The organism is Phytobacter ursingii, assembly GCF_001022135.1.
Classification (GTDB): domain Bacteria; phylum Pseudomonadota; class Gammaproteobacteria; order Enterobacterales; family Enterobacteriaceae; genus Phytobacter; species Phytobacter ursingii.
On the sequence record NZ_CP011602.1, the window covers coordinates 5,192,240 to 5,211,118 of the forward strand.

Annotated in this window: 16 protein-coding genes; 9 read left to right on the forward strand and 7 right to left on the reverse strand. The window is 53.2% G+C overall.

Annotated features, from left to right (window positions below; all coding sequences use genetic code 11):
* The first annotated feature begins 27 nt into the window (after positions 1–27).
* Together yhdP and tldD are read left to right on the forward strand one after the other, a co-directional pair.
* The gene (yhdP, locus tag AB182_RS28090) at positions 28–3,837 is read left to right on the forward strand and encodes an AsmA2 domain-containing protein YhdP (protein WP_047372906.1); all 3,810 of its coding nucleotides are present in this window, start codon (positions 28–30) and stop codon (positions 3,835–3,837) included.
* 86 nt (positions 3,838–3,923) lie between these two features.
* Entirely contained in the window at positions 3,924–5,369 is a 1,446-nt protein-coding gene (gene tldD / locus AB182_RS28095) for a metalloprotease TldD (RefSeq protein WP_047372907.1), read from the forward strand.
* Between the two features lie 84 nt (positions 5,370–5,453).
* On the opposite strand, the gene aaeR is transcribed toward tldD, so the two are convergent.
* Positions 5,454–6,377, reverse strand: a complete 924-nt coding sequence (gene aaeR / locus AB182_RS28100) for an HTH-type transcriptional activator AaeR (RefSeq protein ID WP_047372908.1) — start codon at positions 6,375–6,377, stop codon at positions 5,454–5,456.
* Between the two features lie 173 nt (positions 6,378–6,550).
* Here aaeR and aaeX point away from each other — a divergent pair, with 173 nt between their 5' ends.
* The 5 genes from aaeX (at position 6,551) to AB182_RS28125 (ending at position 11,517) form a co-directional block, all read left to right on the forward strand.
* Positions 6,551–6,754, forward strand: a complete 204-nt coding sequence (aaeX, locus tag AB182_RS28105; protein ID WP_039077415.1) for a p-hydroxybenzoic acid efflux pump operon protein AaeX — start codon at positions 6,551–6,553, stop codon at positions 6,752–6,754.
* Positions 6,755–6,761: 7 nt separating this feature from the next.
* Positions 6,762–7,694, forward strand: coding sequence for a p-hydroxybenzoic acid efflux pump subunit AaeA (gene aaeA / locus AB182_RS28110; RefSeq protein WP_047373466.1), 933 nt, complete (start codon positions 6,762–6,764; stop codon positions 7,692–7,694).
* Positions 7,695–7,699: 5 nt separating this feature from the next.
* Positions 7,700–9,667: a p-hydroxybenzoic acid efflux pump subunit AaeB gene (gene aaeB, locus AB182_RS28115; protein ID WP_047372909.1), complete on the forward strand. Its 1,968-nt coding sequence runs from the start codon at positions 7,700–7,702 to the stop codon at positions 9,665–9,667.
* 83 nt (positions 9,668–9,750) lie between these two features.
* The gene (locus AB182_RS28120; RefSeq protein WP_047372910.1) at positions 9,751–11,205 is read left to right on the forward strand and encodes an NAD-dependent succinate-semialdehyde dehydrogenase; all 1,455 of its coding nucleotides are present in this window, start codon (positions 9,751–9,753) and stop codon (positions 11,203–11,205) included.
* A gap of 45 nt (positions 11,206–11,250) precedes the next feature.
* Positions 11,251–11,517 (forward strand): barstar family protein, encoded by a 267-nt coding sequence (locus tag AB182_RS28125; protein ID WP_047372911.1) that lies wholly within the window; start codon positions 11,251–11,253, stop codon positions 11,515–11,517.
* Between the two features lie 60 nt (positions 11,518–11,577).
* Here AB182_RS28125 and yhcN (AB182_RS28130) read toward each other — a convergent pair whose 3' ends face one another.
* The 3 genes from yhcN (AB182_RS28130) to argR form a co-directional block, all read right to left on the reverse strand.
* Positions 11,578–11,841 (reverse strand): peroxide/acid stress response protein YhcN, encoded by a 264-nt coding sequence (gene yhcN, locus AB182_RS28130; protein ID WP_047372912.1) that lies wholly within the window; start codon positions 11,839–11,841, stop codon positions 11,578–11,580.
* Between the two features lie 95 nt (positions 11,842–11,936).
* Positions 11,937–12,200 (reverse strand): peroxide/acid stress response protein YhcN, encoded by a 264-nt coding sequence (gene yhcN, locus AB182_RS28135; RefSeq protein ID WP_047372913.1) that lies wholly within the window; start codon positions 12,198–12,200, stop codon positions 11,937–11,939.
* A 360-nt stretch (positions 12,201–12,560) separates the two neighbouring features.
* Positions 12,561–13,031, reverse strand: a complete 471-nt coding sequence (gene argR / locus AB182_RS28140) for a transcriptional regulator ArgR (protein ID WP_047372914.1) — start codon at positions 13,029–13,031, stop codon at positions 12,561–12,563.
* A gap of 404 nt (positions 13,032–13,435) precedes the next feature.
* Between argR and mdh the strand changes: the two genes are divergently transcribed.
* Positions 13,436–14,374, forward strand: coding sequence for a malate dehydrogenase (gene mdh / locus AB182_RS28145; protein ID WP_047372915.1), 939 nt, complete (start codon positions 13,436–13,438; stop codon positions 14,372–14,374).
* A gap of 86 nt (positions 14,375–14,460) precedes the next feature.
* Here the strand turns inward: mdh and degS are convergent, their stop codons facing one another.
* The 3 genes from degS to zapG all read right to left on the reverse strand — a co-directional run bounded on the left by degS (position 14,461) and on the right by zapG (position 17,558).
* A complete protein-coding gene (degS, locus tag AB182_RS28150; protein WP_047373467.1) occupies positions 14,461–15,528 on the reverse strand; it encodes an outer membrane-stress sensor serine endopeptidase DegS in 1,068 nt (355 codons plus the stop codon).
* Positions 15,529–15,618: 90 nt separating this feature from the next.
* Entirely contained in the window at positions 15,619–16,989 is a 1,371-nt protein-coding gene (gene degQ, locus AB182_RS28155) for a serine endoprotease DegQ (protein ID WP_047372916.1), read from the reverse strand.
* A 170-nt stretch (positions 16,990–17,159) separates the two neighbouring features.
* The gene (gene zapG, locus AB182_RS28160) at positions 17,160–17,558 is read right to left on the reverse strand and encodes a Z-ring associated protein ZapG (protein WP_047372917.1); all 399 of its coding nucleotides are present in this window, start codon (positions 17,556–17,558) and stop codon (positions 17,160–17,162) included.
* Between the two features lie 189 nt (positions 17,559–17,747).
* On the opposite strand from zapG, the gene zapE reads away from it, so the two are divergent.
* Positions 17,748–18,872, forward strand: a complete 1,125-nt coding sequence (zapE, locus tag AB182_RS28165) for a cell division protein ZapE (RefSeq protein WP_047372918.1) — start codon at positions 17,748–17,750, stop codon at positions 18,870–18,872.
* Positions 18,873–18,879 lie beyond the last annotated feature (7 nt).

Here is an 18,879-nt window from a genome sequence, read left to right on the forward strand (position 1 = left end):
CAGACGTTTGTTGACAAGGAGAGGTGCGTGAGGCGATTGCCGGGGATATTGCTGCTTACAGGGGCGACACTGGTGGTGATAGTGGCGCTGCTGGTAAGTGGCCTGCGCCTTGTCCTGCCCCATCTGGATAGCTGGCGCCCTGAAATCCTGGCGAAAATTCAGGCGCAAACCGGCATTGTGGTCGATGCGAGTCATCTGAACGCCAGTTGGGAGAATTTTGGCCCTATCCTCGACGTTCGTGATGTTAAAGCCACCCTCAAAGATGGCGGCGATCTGTCCGTTAAACGTGTTACCCTGGCGCTGGACGTCTGGCAAAGTCTGCTACAAATGCGCTGGCAGTTCCGCGACCTCACGTTTTATCAGTTAGCTGTACGCACAAATACCCCCTTGCAGCGCAATGACGATGGTAATGCGATCGAAACTGACCGCATCCGCGATCTGTTCCTTCGCCAGTTCGATCACTTCGATCTGCGCGACAGTCGACTTAGCTTTTTGACGCTCTCCGGCCAGCGCGCCGAACTCGCGATCCCGCAATTGACCTGGCTTAACAGCGATGATCGACACCGCGCAGAGGGCCAGGTGAGCCTGTCCAGTCTGACCGGACAACACGGCGTTATGCAGGTAAGAATGGATTTGCGCGATGACCGGGGCATTCTCAATAATGGCCGGCTGTGGCTACAGGCAGACGACATTGACGTTAAGCCCTGGCTTAATAAATGGATGCAGGACAACGTTGCGCTGGATAGCGCCCGTTTTAGCCTTGAAGGCTGGATGACCCTTAACAAAGGTGTGGTGGAAAGTGGCGATGTCTGGCTTAAAAAGGGCGGCGCCAGTTGGCAGGGCGACAACGACACACACCATCTCCTGGTCGATAACCTGACGGCACACGTCTCGCGTCAGCAACAGGGCTGGCAATTTGATATTCCTACAACGCGCATCACAATGGATGGCAACCCGTGGCCGCAAGGCTCGCTGGCCTTTGCGTGGGTGCCTGCCCAGGAAACGGGGGGCGCAAACGACCAGCGCAGTGATGAATTACGCGTCCGGGCCAGTCGTCTCGATCTGAATGCGCTTGACGGTATGCTGCCGATTGCCGAAAAAATTTCTCCAGAGCTGGGGAAAGTGTGGCGGACGATGGCGCCGGCAGGGTTGCTGGAAAACCTGGCGCTGGATATTCCGCTACAGGCGACGGAAAAAACGCGCTTCCAGGCTAGATGGAAAAACATTTCCTGGAAACAGTGGGAACTGCTGCCAGGCGTTGAGAACCTTTCCGGTACGTTATCCGGCAGCGTTGAAAATGGGCGTGTAACGATCGACATGGCAAAGGCGAAAATGCCTTATGCCACCGTTTTCCGTGCGCCGCTGGAAATAGATAAAGGGGTGGCGACCCTTGCCTGGCAAAACGATGAACGTGGTCTGCAGATTGATGGGCATGATATCGACGTGCAGGCGAATGCAATTCATGCCAGGGGCGATTTCCGCTATCTCCAGCCGGAAGGCGACGAGCCGTGGCTGGGTATTCTGGCAGGCATTAATGTGACCGATGGCGGCCAGGCATGGCGTTATTTCCCGGAAAACCTGATGGGTAAAGCGCTGGTAGATTACCTTAGCGCGGCCATTCAGGGCGGGCAGGCGGACAACGCGACGCTGGTCTATGGCGGTAACCCGCGGCTGTTTCCCTATAAGCACAATGAAGGGCAGTTTGAGGTGCTGGTGCCGTTACGTAATGCCACCTTTGCCTTCCAGCCAGACTGGCCGGCGCTGAAAAATTTCGATATTCAGCTCGATTTCATCAATGATGGCCTGTGGATGAAGACGGATGACGTGGCATTAGGCGGTGTCAAAGCCACAAACCTGACGGCTGTCATTCCGGATTACCTCAAAGAGAAATTGCTCATTGATGCCGATATCAACGGGCCGGGGAAAGCGGTTGGACCCTATTTTAAAGATACGCCGCTGAAAGATACGCTTTCTACAGCCCTTGATGAACTCCAGTTGGATGGTGATGTGAGTGCTCGCTTACATCTTGATATTCCGCTCGACGGCGAAATGACGACGGCGAAAGGCGATGTCGTTCTCAATCACAATAACCTGTTCATTAAACCGCTTAACAGCACGGTGAAGGATCTACGGGGTGCGTTCAGCTTTGTGAACGGCAATTTGAAAAGCGAACCACTGCAGGCGATGTGGTTTAACCAGCCTGTGAACATTGATTTCACGACTACCGAAGGGGCGAAAGCCTATCAGGTAGCGGTGAATCTCAATGGCAACTGGCAGCCGGCGAAAACGGGCGTAATGCCGCAACAAGTCAGTGATGCGGTGAGCGGCAGTATGGGCTGGAAAGGCAAAGTAGACATCGAATTGCCGCATAGCGCCGGGGCGAAATATAACGTTAGTATCGACGGTGACTTGACGGGTATCGCCAGTCGCCTGCCGCCGCCGCTTGATAAGCCTGCAGGGAAGGCGTTGCCGGTGAAGGTAAATGTTGAAGGCAATCTGCGCAGTTTCGATCTGACCGGCAGCGTAGGCAATAACAACCACTTCAACAGTCGCTGGTTACTCAACCAGAAACTCACCCTCGACAGGGCAATCTGGACCTCAGATAGTCGCACGATGCCGCCACTGCCTGAGCAGGCCGGTCTTGAATTGAATCTGCCGCCAATGAATGGCGCGCAGTGGCTGGGCCTGCTGCGTCAGGGGGTCGCCAACAATGTCAGCAATGCGACCGCGTTCCCGGCCAGTGTTACGCTGCGTACGCCTGCTCTCACGTTGGCTGGCCAGCAATGGAACAATCTGAGTATTGTCTCGCAGCCCCAGGCCTCTGGGTCAGTTGTTGAAGTGCAAGGGCGTGAAATCAACGGGACGTTTACGCTGCAGGATAACGCACCGTGGCAGGCTGCGATTCGCTATCTTTATTACAACCCGTCTGCAACGGCATCGGATGACAACGACATCTCTTCGCCGTCGACGTTGCTGCGCGGCAAGATGCAGGTGGATTTCACCGGCTGGCCGGATCTGCAACTGCGCTGTGCGGAGTGCTGGCTATGGGGACAAAAGTATGGCCGCATTGAGGGCGATTTTGCGATTAAAGGAGATACCCTGTCGCTGGCGAATGGCCTGATAGACAGTGGTTTTGTCCGCCTGACTGCCGATGGCGAGTGGGTCAATAAAATCGGCGGTGAACGGACGTCACTGAAAGGCACCCTGCACGGCGACAAAATCGATTCGGCGATGAATTTCTTTGGCATTTCAACGCCTGTGCGCAATGCGCCGTTTGATGTGAACTATGATTTACACTGGCGTAGCGCGCCATGGCAGCCGCAGGAAGAGTCGCTTAACGGTATTCTGCGCACTCGCCTTGGCAAAGGCGATATTACCGATATCAGTACCGGGCACGCCGGGCAGCTGCTGCGCCTGTTTAGCGTCGATGCGTTGCTGCGCAAGCTTCGTTTCGATTTCAGCGACACGTTCAGTAGTGAAGGGTTCTACTTTGACTCTATCCGCAGTGCGGCATGGATCAAAGATGGTGTTCTGCATACTGATGATACGCTGGTGGACGGCCTGGAAGCCGATATTGCGATGAAAGGGTCGGTGGATCTGGTACAGCGCCAATTAGATGTTGAGGCAGTTGTCGCCCCGGAAATCTCAGCAACGGTAGGTGTTGCGGCCGCCTTTGCCGTCAACCCTATTGTTGGTGCGGCGGTGTTCGCCGCCAGTAAAGTGTTGGGGCCGCTGTGGAATAAAGTCTCCATTTTGCGTTATCGCATTACCGGTCCGGTAGACAAACCACAAATCAATGAAGTCTTACGCCAGCCGCGTACAGATAAAAAGCAATGATTTGACGGCGTCGGCGAATTGCCTCAAGCTCCTTATATCACACTTTTTTTATTGCCCGATGTGGCGGCAACGACGAGTAGCAAACGATGAGTCTGAACCTGGTAAGTGAACAATTGCTGGCAGCAAATGGCCTGAATCATCAGGATCTGTTTTCCATCCTTGGTCAATTGACCGAGCGCCGACTCGACTACGGTGACCTCTATTTTCAGTCGAGCTATCACGAATCCTGGGTGCTGGAAGACAGTATCATCAAAGACGGGTCATACAACATCGACCAGGGCGTTGGTGTACGTGCGGTGAGCGGCGAGAAAACCGGTTTTGCCTACGCCGACCAAATCAGTCTGCTGGCACTGGAACAGAGTGCGCAGGCGGCGCGCACCATCGTGCGTGAGGCAGGCGATGGCCGTGTGCAAACGCTTGGCGCCGTTGAGCATCAGGGGCTCTATGCCAGCATTGATCCATTGCAAAGTATGAGCCGCGAAGAGAAGCTGGATATCTTGCGCCGTGTGGACAAAGTCGCCCGTGCGGCGGATAAGCGCGTGCAGGAAGTATCCGCCAGTCTGACGGGCGTGTATGAATTGATTCTGGTTGCCGCGACGGACGGTACGCTGGCGGCGGATGTTCGCCCGCTGGTGCGTCTTTCTGTGAGTGTGCAGGTAGAAGACGACGGCAAACGCGAGCGCGGTTCCAGCGGCGGCGGCGGTCGTTTTGGCTATGACTGGTTCCTCAACGATGTCGACGGCGATGTACGTGCCGATGCCTGGGCAAAAGAAGCCGTGCGAATGGCGCTGGTGAATCTTTCTGCCGTGGCGGCGCCTGCCGGAACACTGCCTGTTGTACTGGGGGCCGGCTGGCCGGGCGTATTGCTGCACGAAGCGGTCGGACATGGCCTGGAAGGCGACTTTAACCGCCGTGGCACGTCAGTATTCAGTGGCCACATGGGCGAACTGGTAGCATCGGAACTTTGTACCGTTGTGGATGATGGTACCCTCGCCGATCGTCGTGGCTCCGTCTCTATCGATGATGAAGGTACGCCGGGTCAGTACAATGTGCTGATTGAAAACGGTGTGCTGAAAGGCTACATGCAGGATAAGTTGAATGCCCGTCTGATGGGCGTTGCGCCAACCGGTAACGGTCGTCGCGAATCTTACGCGCATCTGCCGATGCCGCGTATGACAAACACCTACATGCTGGCAGGGAAATCGACGCCGCAGGAGATCATTGAGTCGGTCGAGTTTGGTATTTATGCGCCGAACTTTGGCGGCGGTCAGGTTGATATCACCTCCGGTAAGTTCGTGTTCTCTACCTCTGAGGCCTACCTGATTGAGAAAGGTAGAGTGACAAAGCCGGTGAAAGGGGCAACCCTGATTGGCTCAGGCATTGAAGCCATGCAGCAGATTTCCATGGTGGGTAATGACCTGAAACTGGATAACGGCGTGGGGGTCTGCGGTAAAGAAGGCCAGAGCCTGCCAGTGGGCGTTGGTCAACCGACGCTGAAAGTGGACAACCTGACCGTCGGCGGCACGGCGTAATCGCGGTGAGTGTCCCGGCGGTGCCAGCGCTTAACCGGGCCACCACCATGTAGCCCGGTTAAAGCGTTTATGCCGCAACCGGGTTCACAACCCCCGTCCCTGTACGCCCTGATACAGCTTTGCGACCTCGGTAAAATACTCTGTCAGATAGTTAATACAGACCTGCACCTTTAACGGCAGCTTGTCCTTTTCGGTATACAGCGCCCAGACCGGACGCGGATCGGACTGATAGCGGCTAAACAAGATCTCCAGCGTCCCGTTATTGATCTCATTGATCGCCCACATCAAGGGCACATAGGCGATCCCGGCACCGGCGGTAAGCCAGCGCGTCATGGTCATTGGATCGTTGGTGACAAAGCGGCCCTGGGGGATGAGGCGAGTGGAAATGCCCTCCGGTGCTATCAGCTCAAATTCATTATCCGGCCTTACGCTGTATTCCAGCCATGAATGGTTCACCAGATCCGTAGGTTTTTCCGGAATACCGTATTGCGCCAGATAGCTTTTGGCCGCGCAGACGACCATCGGCATCGCGCCCAGGCGGCGTGAAAATAGGCTGGAATCCTGCAGCGCGCCCACCCGGATGACCACATCCAGCCCGTCGGCAATCAGGTCCGGCGCAGGAATACCTGTCACCAGATTGACCGATAAACCAGGATATTCTTTCAGCATCGCAGCGGTCATCTGCGCGAGGACATTGTGCGCCATGGTTGAAGAACAACCAATGCGCAGCGTACCGATAGGCGTGTTATTAAAAGCGTATAGCTGCTCATGCACATCCTGCACTTCGTGCAGCATGCGTCGGCACCCCTGGTAGTAAATTTTCCCGGCTTCGGTGAGCCCAAGGCTACGTGTGCTGCGGTTTAGCAGCTTTACCTGTAGTTCATCTTCCAGCTTCGCCACCGTTTGACTGATGGATGACACGCTCATTTGTAACTGCCGCGCCGCGGCAGTAAACGAGCCTTGTTCCACCACTTTGGCGAATACCGACATGCGTTTCAGTCGTTCCATTATTCACTCTGGCTTAAAAGTGATTTAGATCACATAATATAGATAACAGCATAACAGTTACGTTAATATACTATTTGCTGAATAATTAACGTGCCGATCTCGCCTTGCTTCCTGCTCCGCTGCGGTGCGTATAAGAAATATTGTCGCCTGCATTCTCTCTAATCAAGGTCAACATGAGTCTGTTTCCCGTTATCGTGGTGTTCGGTCTGTCGTTCCCACCGATTTTTTTTGAATTGCTTTTGTCACTGGCGATCTTCTGGCTGGTGCGCCGCATGCTGATCCCAACCGGGATCTATGATTTTGTCTGGCATCCGGCGTTGTTCAACACTGCGCTTTACTGCTGCTTGTTTTACCTGCTGTCGCGTCTGTTTGTTTGAGGTTGAAGTGAAAACACTAACAAGAAATCTCTTTCGTACCGCCATCACCCTGGCGCTGGTTATCCTTGCTTTCATCGCTATTTTCCGCGCATGGGTGTACTACACAGAATCCCCCTGGACCCGCGATGCGCGCTTTAGCGCCGACGTGGTCGCTATCGCGCCTGACGTTGCCGGGTTAATTACCGACGTCAGCGTCCACGATAACCAACTGGTTAAAAAAGACCAGGTGCTGTTTACCATCGATCGGCCGCGTTACCAGAAAGCGCTGGAAGAGGCCGAAGCCGATGTCGCTTACTACCAGGCGCTGGAAAGTGAAAAGCGCCGTGAGGCCGGCCGCCGTAACCAGCTTGGCGTTCAGGCGATGTCCCGTGAAGAAATCGATCAGGCCAACAATGTCTTGCAGACAGTATTACATCAACTGGCTAAAGCGCAGGCCACGCGTGACCTGGCCAAACTGGATCTGGAACGTACCGTTATTCGCGCGCCGGCAGACGGCTGGATTACCAACCTGAATGTCTACGCCGGTGAGTTCATTACCCGTGGTTCTACTGCTGTTGCGCTGGTTAAGCAGAATTCCTTTTATGTTCAGGCTTATATGGAAGAGACCAAGCTCGAAGGCGTCCATCCGGGCTTCCGGGCTGAAATTACCCCGCTGGGCAGCAACCGCGTTCTGAAAGGTACCGTGGAAAGCGTGGCCGCCGGGGTGACCAATGCCAGCAGCAGCAACGACAGCAAAGGGATGGCGACCATTGACTCAAATCTTGAGTGGGTACGTCTGGCGCAACGCGTGCCGGTACGTATTCGCCTGGATGAGCAGCAGGGTAACCTTTGGCCAGCAGGCACGACGGCCACGGTTGTGGTAACGGGTCAAACCGATCGCGATGAGAGCCACGACTCTTTCTTCCGCAAACTGGCTCATCGCCTGCGTGAGTTTGGTTAATTACTATGGCTATGTTTTCCATCGCCAGTTACCACGTTCGCTTCGCGCTAAAACTGGCGTGCGCTATCGTACTGGCGCTGTTCGTCGGCTTTCATTTTCAACTGGAAACACCGCGCTGGGCGGTATTGACGGCGGCGATTGTGGCGGCAGGTCCGGCTTTTGCTGCCGGGGGCGAACCCTGGTCGGGTGCGATTCGTTATCGCGGTATGTTGCGTATTATCGGTACCTTTATTGGCTGTATCGCCGCGCTGACCATCATCATCGCCATGATCCGCGCGCCATTCTTAATGTTGACGGTGTGTTGTATCTGGGCGGGGTTTTGTACCTGGCTTTCTTCGCTCGTCCGGGTGGAGAACTCTTATGCCTGGGGACTGGCGGGCTATACGGCGCTGATCATTGTTGTGACAATCCAGAGCGAACCGCTGCTGGCGCCTCAGTTTGCCGTTGAGCGTTGCAGTGAAATCGTCATCGGTATTGTCTGCGCCATTGCGGCAGATTTGCTGTTCTCTCCCCGTTCGATCAAACGCGAAATTGACCGCGAGGTGGACAGTCTGCTGGTGGCCCAATACCAGCTCATGCAGATGTGCATTAAACATGGCGACCCTGAAGAAGTGGATAAAGCCTGGGGAGCGCTGGTGCGTCGCACGACTGCCCTGGAAGGGATGCGCAGCAACCTGAAAATTGAATCCTCCCGCTGGGGGCGCGCGAACCGTCGCCTGACCGCGATCAATACCTTGTCGCTTACGCTGATTACCCAGGCTTGTGAAACGTATCTGATCCAGAATACGCGACCCGAGCTGATGACCGACACATTCCGTGAGCTGTTCGACGCACCTGTAGAAACCGTTCAGGATGTGCACAGACAAATGAAGCGGATGCGCCGGGTGATTGCCTGGACCGGTGAACGCGAAACGCCCGTCACCATTTATAGCTGGGTCGGTGCGGCAACGCGGTATTTACTGCTCAAGCGCGGCGTGGTGAGCAACACCAAAATCAGCGCGACGGAAGAAGAGGTTCTGCGTGGCGAAGTGGTAATCAAACCGGCATCGGCGGAACGCCATCATGCGATGGTCAACTTCTGGCGTACCACTTTATCCTGCGGGTTAGGAACGTTGTTCTGGTTGTGGAGCGGCTGGACTTCAGGCAGTGGGACCATGGTGATGATCGCGGTGGTGACGTCGCTGGCAATGCGTCTGCCAAATCCGAAAATGGTGGCCATCGATTTTCTGATAGGTACGTTGGTCGCCCTGCCGGTCGGGGCGCTCTATTTTCTGTTTATTATTCCCTCGACGCAGCAGAGCATGCTGTTGCTCTGTATCAGCCTGGCTGTGCTGGCTTTTTTTGCCGGTATCGAGGTGCAGAAACGGCGGCTGGGATCGCTGGGCGCGCTGGCGAGTACCATTAATATTATCGTGCTCGATAACCCGATGACCTTTAAATTCAGTCAGTTTCTTGATAATGCGCTTGGGCAAATTATCGGCTGTGGATTGGCGCTGATCGTCATTTTATTGGTGCGGGATAATTCGCAGGCACGGACCGGACGTATGCTGCTCAACCAGTTTGTCTCGGCGGCCGTCTCGGCGATGACAACCAACAGCGCGCGACGGAAAGAGAACCATCTGCCTGCGCTCTATCAGCAGCTATTTTTATTGTTGAATAAGTTCCCTGGTGATGTGGCGAAATTCCGCCTGGCGCTGACGTTGATTATCGCTCATCAGCGTTTACGTGATGCGCCTGTACCGGTGAATGATGAGCTCTCGGCATTCCATCGACAGCTTCGCCGTACGGCAGACAGTGTCATCTCTGCCAGGTCGGACAGTAAACGACGGCGTTATTTCTCGCAGTTGCTGGAGGAGCTGGGTGTCTATCAGGAGAAATTGCATCGCTGGGATGCGCCGCCGCAGGTGACAGAACCGGTAAAACGACTTGCCGGGATGTTACACAAATATCAGCATGCGCTAACCAGCAGCTAGAGCCGAAACCGACGCCAGAAGCGTCGGTTTTTTTATGGCTATACTTTACGGGAGCTTTTGTAAATCACAGATCGGGAGGACAAATGACAACGCAGGCATTGCAGGACAGCGAACTGTTCCAGACGGGTTATCTTGTCGATGGTGTCTGGAAATCGTTGGACACGACATTTGACGTACTGAACCCGGCAACGGGTGAAGTTATCGTAAAAGTCGCGAAAGCCGGGAAAAAAGAGACTGAAGCCGCTATCGCCGCAGCCTCAAGGGCTTTTCCCGCCTGGCGTGCGAAAACCGCAAAAGAGCGTTCCGCCATCCTCTACCGCTGGTACGAATTGATTATTGAAAACAAAAGCTGGCTGGGAAGGCTGATGACCACCGAACAGGGCAAGCCGTTAAAAGAAGCCGAAGGCGAGGTGGAATATGCTGCAAGCTTTATTCAATGGTTCGCCGAGCAAGCGAAGCGGGCTAATGGCGAAATTATTCCGCCGATAAAACCCGGTTCGCGTATTTTGGCGACTCGTGAACCGATAGGGGTGGTGGCAGCGATAACCCCCTGGAATTTCCCGATGGCCATGCTGACCCGTAAGCTGGGGCCCGCGTTAGCCGCAGGATGTACGGGGGTGATTAAACCTGCCAATAACACTCCACTGAGCGCCTTTGCGCTCCTTGCGCTGGCAAAAAAAGCGGGTGTGCCGGACGGTGTGCTGAATGCGGTTGCCGGGAATACATCCGAAATCAGCGACGCGATCATGGCGAGTCATGAGGTACGCAAAATTTCCTTTACCGGATCTACCGCCGTGGGCAAAACATTGATGCGTAACGCGGCCGAAACCATGAAGAAAGTGTCGATGGAACTGGGGGGCAATGCGCCTTATATCGTCTTTGAAGATGCCGATATTGATGCGGCGGTCAAAGGGGCGATTGCCAACAAATTCCGTAATGCCGGGCAAGTGTGCGTGAGCGTAAACCGTTTCTACATCCATGAGTCGGTGTATAACGCTTTCACGCAAAAACTGGCAGAGGCGGTTAGTGCCCTCAAGGTCGGGAACGGTCTTGATGACGGTGTTATCGTCGGTCCGCTTATTGAAACTTCTGCCGTGGATAAAGTGCGTGAACACGTGGAAGATGCGGTCGCGAAAGGGGCGAAAATTCTGGCAGGTGGGAAAGCGCATGCGCTGGGGGGGAATTTCTGGCAACCCACCGTGCTGGGTGATTGCAGCGATGGCATGAAGCTGGCGAACGAAGAGACTTTTGGTCCGGTTGCTGCCTGTTTTCGTTTTACGACCGAGGATGAAGTTATCCAGCGCGCTAACGCAACACCGTTTGGCCTGGCAGCCTATTTCTACACCCAAAACTTATCCCGCGTATTTCGCGTCTCCCAGGCGATTGAAAGTGGGATGATTGGTATTAATGAATGTGCGGTCTCCACTGAACTGGGGCCGTTTGGCGGCGTAAAAGAGTCTGGCCTGGGGCGGGAAGGCTCCGTTCTGGGGCTGGAAGAGTTTATGGAAGTCAAAACCCTGCATCTCGGGGGCTTGTAATGAAACGGGCGGCGTAAGCCGCCCGACAGGGCTGGATGGCGGACAATGAATATCTATACCTTCGATTTTGCTGAGATAGACACTCAACACATGTTCTATCGAGAATTTTCCCGCCGGTTTGCGCTCGCTGGAGCCAGCATTACCGATCTGGATTCATTATGGATAGCGGTGACGGAAAAGTTGCCGTTGCCAGTTGAAATTGAGTTCATTCATCTTAGCGAAACGCTGCGGCGTCGTTTTGGCGCGTTAATTCTCTTGTTTGATGAAGCAGAGGAAGAGCTGGAAGGTCAGTTGCGTTTTAACATCCGTTAATGCAGCAAAAAAAAAGCCCCCGACAGGCGGGGGCAAGTCGTCGGAGTAGACGACGAGGGTTTATTTGTAGAGTTCCGCCGTTGCGTGCCAGGTATCACCTTCCTGGAGTTCGGTCACGTGGTAGGCTTTCGCACCCGCCGCGTCCGCTTTGGCAGACAGTTCATCACGAATGCTCATTGGAGAACTTGCGGTCTGGGAAACAGAAATAGAGCCCATGGCCTGCATGTTTTGCGTTTGATTATCGGAAAGTTGGGTAGCTGCGCTGGCGCCAAATGAGATCACTGAAGCTAAACCAAGGGCTGCGATGATGACGTTACGTTTCATTGTCTTTCTCCTCAATACTCAACGGCGAGAAGGTTTATACCGCTATTTTTATGCCTGGTGCCGCTGAGTGATGATGACATAGGGTTTTCGGTTAATTATTTATACAGTTCTGCAGTGGCGTGCCAGCTATCGCCCGTACGTGCTTCGATGATGCGATAAGAAGACGCACCTTGCTCTTCAGCTTTTTTGTTCAGTTCTGCACGCATATCCATGGGGGACGATGCAACGCCGCCGACAGAGACGGTACCTAATGACTGGCGGTTTTGCGCCTGGTCAGTATCAATAGAGCTCGCCGCAAAGGCGCCGAATGACAGAACAGAAAGAATGCTGAGTGTTGCTACAGTTGATTTGATTTTCATAATGCTTACCTCGTCGAATCGTAATTCCTGAGGGCTTTGTTTCGTGACCCTCATCACAAAATCAAGTATACACTAATAACGCGTAAAATTAATACTGAGCTAATTATTGCTATTGTAAGTAAGTGGTAAAGAAACCTTTTTTTATAGTCAAAAAGATATAAAAAACGGCTGTTCTTGCCCTGTGTGCATTTTTTTATTGTTGAAAATCAGTGTGATGAGTGGCTTTGATTTTTTGTGCGAAAACATTCATCACGTGAATGAAATGCGACAGAAATTCGCACATTGTGTTAAAACAAAGGGGCGGTAGAAAGAAAAAGACCGTTGGCGGGGCGTATCCCCGGCGTGAAACCGGGGAGCGAATTAAAGCTCTTGTTCGAACAGTACGAGGATGGCCTCGCAAAGTTCTTTGACCGTAAAGCCGCTTGCCGGGGTGATGAAAATGGTATCGTCACCGGCAATAGTGCCCAGAATACCTTCCGCTTTGCCCAGTGAGTCCAGCAAGCGCGCAATTAACTGCGCAGCACCCGGGCTGGTATGGATAACGACAATAGCGTCGTTGTAGTCGATATCAAGCACCAGATTTTTGAGCGGGCTGGAGGTGGTGGGAACGCCCATTTCGACGGGCAAACAGTAGACCATCTCCATTTTGGCGTTGCGCGTGCGCACCGCACCGAATTTAGTCAGCATGCGGGAGACTTTAGACTGATTGATATTGTCAAAGCCCTGTTCCTGTAACGCCAGAACAATCTCTCCCTGAGAACTAAATTTCTCTTCTTTAAGTAGCGCTTTAAACGCTTTAACTAATTCTTCTTGTTTTGCCGAGCTTCGCATAAGTCACCCGTATTAAGGCCGTGAAAACTACATTATTATGCACATGGATGAATTTTTATGCAAATAATCTGCTGGGGAAATAACTCAAATCTTCTTATGGTTCACGTGAATTTTATCAAATTACGTTATGGAACCCACTGTGTCATGTGTCGCAAATTCAAGCAAAAGTAAAATAAATGTTACTAGAATGATATTGTTTAGATGGATATCAGCGCTATATTGTAAACTCTCAATGTTAGTTGCTTGGTTTGCCGGTCCGACGGTCATGAAAGCCCATTATAATATTTTAAAAGCGTGCCATGCCGCAGAATTTTGGCTGGTTCGTTGCCATAATTATCAGGGTGAATTAAGGTCGCCGCAATGGAGTAACAAAATATTTAGCTAACCATAATAAGGAGTTTATGATGAAAGTTGCAGTCCTCGGCGCAGCTGGCGGCATCGGCCAGGCGTTAGCTCTACTACTTAAAACACAACTGCCTTCAGGTTCAGAACTCTCTCTCTACGATATTGCTCCTGTAACCCCTGGGGTTGCTGTTGACCTCAGCCATATTCCCACTGCTGTAAAAATTAAAGGCTTTTCTGGCGAAGACGCAACGCCTGCTCTGCACGGTGCGGATGTGGTGCTGATTTCCGCTGGCGTCGCGCGTAAACCAGGTATGGATCGCTCCGATCTCTTTAATGTGAATGCCGGCATTGTGAAAAACCTGGTCGCGCAAATCGCAAAAACCTGCCCTAAAGCCTGTATCGGCGTAATCACTAACCCGGTTAACACGACGGTGGCGATTGCGGCAGAAGTGCTGAAAAAAGCCGGTGTGTATGACAAAAACAAACTGTTCGGCGTAACGACGCTGGATATTATCCGTTCTAACACCTTCGTGGCAGAGCTGAAAGGTAAGCAGCCGGGCGAAGTCGAAGTGCCGGTCGTGGGTGGACATTCGGGCGTCACCATTCTGCCGTTGCTGTCGCAAATCCCGGGTGTCAGCTTCTCTGAACAGGAAATTGCCGATCTGACAAAACGTATTCAGAACGCGGGCACAGAGGTGGTCGAAGCGAAAGCGGGTGGCGGGTCAGCAACACTCTCCATGGGTCAGGCTGCCGCGCGCTTTGGCCTGTCGCTGGTGCGTGCGTTGCAGGGCGAAAAAGGCGTTGTTGAATGCGCTTATGTTGAAGGCGATGGTCAGTATGCCCGCTTCTTCTCTCAGCCGTTGCTGTTAGGTAAAAATGGTATTGAAGAACGCCAGGCGATTGGCAAATTAAGCGCATTTGAACAGCAGGCGCTGGAAGGGATGCTGGACACCCTGAAAAAAGATATTCAGCTCGGCGAAGATTTTGTTAACAAGTAAATAGCTGCCGTCGTCTGGTGTGCCGTTTGCCTCCAGAGATGCGCAAAAAAACCGGAGTTCATTGGGCTCCGGTTTTTTTATCGCGGCTAGTTGGTCGCCGGATATTCCTGGATCGTGACCTGCAGTTTCAGCTTCTTATCATCACGCATTACTTCAACCGGGATTTCTGACCCGGGACGGATTTCCGCGACCTGGTCCATGGTTTCCAGAGCAGAGACGGCCGGCTTACCATTTACGCTGACAATCACATCATTCACCTGAATACCGGCCCGGGCTGCAGGACCATCTGGCGAGACTTCATTGACCACAATTCCTTGTATCTGATCGATGCCGCCGCTCTGGGAATGCATAGGGGCGATTTCTCTCCCGCCGATACCGATATAGCCACGGATCACCCGACCATCACGAATCAACTTATCCATGATTTTCGTCGCGAGCTGGAAGGGGATAGCGAAGCCAATACCTTCCGGCGTCTCGCCATCGTTGCTTTTGTCGAAAGAGAGCGTATTGATGCCCATTAACTCCCCCAGCGAGTTCACCAGCGCGCCGCCGGAGTTGCCATGGTTGATGGAGGCATCCGTTTGTAGGAAATTCTGTCGACCGGTAGGGTTCAGGCCAATTCGCCCGGTGGCGCTGATGATCCCCTGGGTAATGGTTTGCCCCAGGTTATAGGGGTTACCAATCGCCAGTACCACATCACCAATATGCGGTACACGATGCGGATTGATCGGAATCACCGGCAGACCGCCTGTGGCGTTGATTTTCAACACCGCAAGGTCGGTAAGAGAATCCGAACCTACCAGAAGCGCTTCAAAAACGCGGCCATCCTGCAAGGCAACGATAATCTGGTCCGCATCGTTAATGACATGTTTATTCGTCACGATATAGCCGCGTTGATCCATGATCACCCCGGAACCCAGGGTACGGATTTCCAGACGATTATGCGATGACGTATTCATACTGCGGTTGTAGACATACACGACCGCGGGCGCAGCGCGGCGAACCGCCGGGTTATAGCTGGCGGGCGTTTCATCGGTACTGTCAAATTGCGTTGCGGTTAGCGGGTTATGCTGGCGTAGCGAAGGCAGGGCGGCGAGGATAATGCCACCAACCATCAAACCAATTGCTACCGAGCGTAAGAGCTTCAAAAACATGATGCGGGCGTCGTCATTAGGGAGTCGCAGCAGCATAACACGAGTTATCCGGACATCACATGCAGCGGTGATGTCCGGGATCGCATTTGCTTAACGTAGCAATAAATAGAGGGTTTCATTGCCGCGGATGATTTGCAGGGCAATGACCGATGGTTTAGTTTCAAGGATCTTGCGTAGCTCGGCAATAGACTGTACCTGCGTACGGTTAATGCCAATGATGACATCATCTTTACGCAGGCCTGCCTGAGCGGCCGCGCTGCCTTTTTCGACGTTCTCAATATTGATACCTTTCGTACCATCTTTGAGTTGACCGTCACTCAACGAGGCGCCCTGCAGCGCCGGGGAGATCAGCTCAGCGCTGGCGGAAGACGAAGTGCTCTTATCCAGGGTCACTTCAACATCCTGCGGTTTGCCATCGCGCAGGATGCCCAATTTCACTTTTGCGCCCGGTTCCGTCGTTGCAATGCGCGAACGCAGCTCGGCAAAGCTATTCAGCGGCTTGTCATTAAGGCTGACAATCACGTCGCCCGATTTAATGCCTGCTTTCGCCGAACCGGAGTTCGGTAATACTTCACTGACAAAGGCACCGCGCTGCACATTCAGGTTAAAGGCTTTGGCGATATCAGCACTCATCTCCGTGCCTTTAATACCCAACAGGCCACGTTTGATTTCGCCGAACTGGATCAACTGGCGAGAAAGTGTTTGCGCCATATTACTGGGAATTGCAAAACCGATACCGACGCTGCCACCGCTCGGCGCAAGGATCGCAGTGTTGATACCAATAAGCTCACCGTTCAGGTTCAGCAATGCGCCGCCAGAGTTACCGCGGTTAATCGAGGCATCTGTCTGGATAAAGTTTTCCAGCCCTTCGAGATTAAGTCCGCTTCGACCCAGCGCAGAAACAATCCCGGATGTCGCTGTTTGCCCCAGTCCGAACGGGTTCCCGACAGCAACGACAAAGTCGCCCACTCTTAATTTATCGGAATCGGCGATAGCGATTTGCGTCAGGTTGCTGGGGTTTTGGAGCTGCAACAGCGCAATGTCGCTTTGATCGTCGCCGCCAATCAGTTTGGCCTCGAACTCGCGACCATCGTTGAGCTGGACATTGATTTTTTGCGCCTGGTTAATGACGTGGTTATTCGTCAATACGTAACCTTTTGCTGCATCGATAATGACCCCGGAACCCAACCCTTCAAAAGGCTGAGCCTGCTGCTGTTCGGGCATCTCGTCGCCAAAATATTTTTTCAGTTCATCAGGGACTTTTTGTCCTTGTACCGCCGTACCTTCCACCTGCACGCTCACCACGGCAGGTAAAACTTTTTCCAGTACTGGCGCGAGGCTGGGAAGCGCTCCCTGGCCTGGAACCTGCGATGGCATCGCTGCCATAGTCTGGATGGGTGCCGAGAGAGATAACCCGACACTTAACGCTAACGCACTCAACAGCTGGGTTTGTTTCTTCATTGATGCTGGCTCTCGCAACCTAAAGTGAAAGGGAAAACGATGCAAAACAGTTTGATGTTATTGAAATTTCAATCGAGTAACAATGAGGTTAATGACTAAATGATAGCTGTGATTATAAAGACAGGACGGGCGCAACTTGTGCGCCCGTTAAAAATGCGGAAATTAAGTGATTATTTGCGGTTTGCGTTGCCGCGCAGTAAGCCGGATGCACCTTCGGAATAATCGCGAGGAATCTGCACCGGCGCCTGATCGTTGCCCGCTTCGGACTCCGCCAGACGGTTGCGGAAAGGGTTATCCTCAGCAGACATTTCCGGCAGTAAGCTGCTGGAGCTTTTCGCCATGTGCTGATAAAGCTGGCGGTAATCATGCGCCATATTGTCGAGAAGCTCTGCGCTGCGAGCGAAGTGATTGACCAGCTCTTCACGGTACTCTTCAAGTTCTGCTTTATTTTTTTCCAGCTCGTACTGCATTGCCTGTTGCTGGCGTAATTTCCGGTTTCCAAAACGCATGGCCACAGCACCAATGATGACGCCGACGACTAACCCAATTAGCGCGTATTCCCAGGTCATGTACTTCTCCCATTGTCTTATGGTTCCGTAGGGTAATAGCTGCAAGCTCCTTGCCTGCGCCTGATTATGCCACTATAACCGCTATTCGCGCAGAAGTGGAATCCCGACGCGGCATCGCGTAGGGTAGAACGACCTTTTTTTCGCCAACCCTGTGGGCAGGATCGATTTTCAAGGAATAACGATAACACCATGCAGAGCCTTACCCCGACATCGCGTTACCTCAATGCCCTCAACGAGGGTAGCCATCAGCCGGATGATGTGCAAAAAGAAGCTGTTAGCCGTCTTGATCTCATTTACCAGCAGATTGTGACTAAAGAACAATCGGCCCCGCAAAGCGGCGGGTTGATGGCGAAATTTGGCAAATTGTTGGGTAAGCGTGAGCCCACCACGCAGACCCCCGTACGCGGCCTTTATATGTGGGGGGGCGTCGGGCGGGGTAAAACCTGGCTGATGGACCTCTTTTATCAAAGCCTGCCAGGGGAGCGGAAACAGCGTCTGCACTTCCACCGTTTTATGCTGCGTGTGCATGAGGAATTAACGCAACTACAGGGGCATAGTGACCCGCTGGAGATTGTCGCCGACCATTTCAAAGCCGAAACTGATGTGCTCTGCTTTGATGAATTTTTCGTGTCGGATATCACCGACGCCATGTTGCTCGGCGGATTAATGAAGGCACTCTTCGCCAGAGGGATTACCCTGGTCGCCACCTCGAATATTCCGCCGGACGAACTTTATCGTAACGGGTTGCAACGGGCGCGTTTTTTACCGGCCATTGATGCCATCAAACAGCACTGTGATGTGATGAATGTCGATGCCGGTGTGGATTATCGTCTGCGTACACTGACCCAGGCCCATCTGTGGCTTTCGCCCTTAACCGAAGAGACGCAGCAGCAGATGGATAAACTCTGGCAAGCGCTGGCAGGGGCAAAACGTACTCATTCCCCGGAATTAGAAGTCAATCATCGCCCGCTGGCGACGCTGGGCGTGGAAAATCAGACGCTGGCCGTATCGTTCGCCACGCTGTGTGTGGATGCGCGCAGTCAACATGACTATATTGCGCTCTCTCGTCTGTATCACACCGTCATGCTGTTTGATGTTCCCGTCATGACGTCGCTGATGGAGAATGAGGCGCGGCGTTTTATCGCGCTGGTGGATGAATTCTATGAGCGCCATGTGAAACTGGTGGTGAGCGCGGCGGTTCCGCTGTACGAGATTTACCAGGGCGAGCGACTGAAATTCGAATTCCAGCGTTGCCTGTCACGTCTGCAGGAGATGCAGAGCGAGGAGTACCTCAAGCGGCAGCATATGCCATAAATGATAC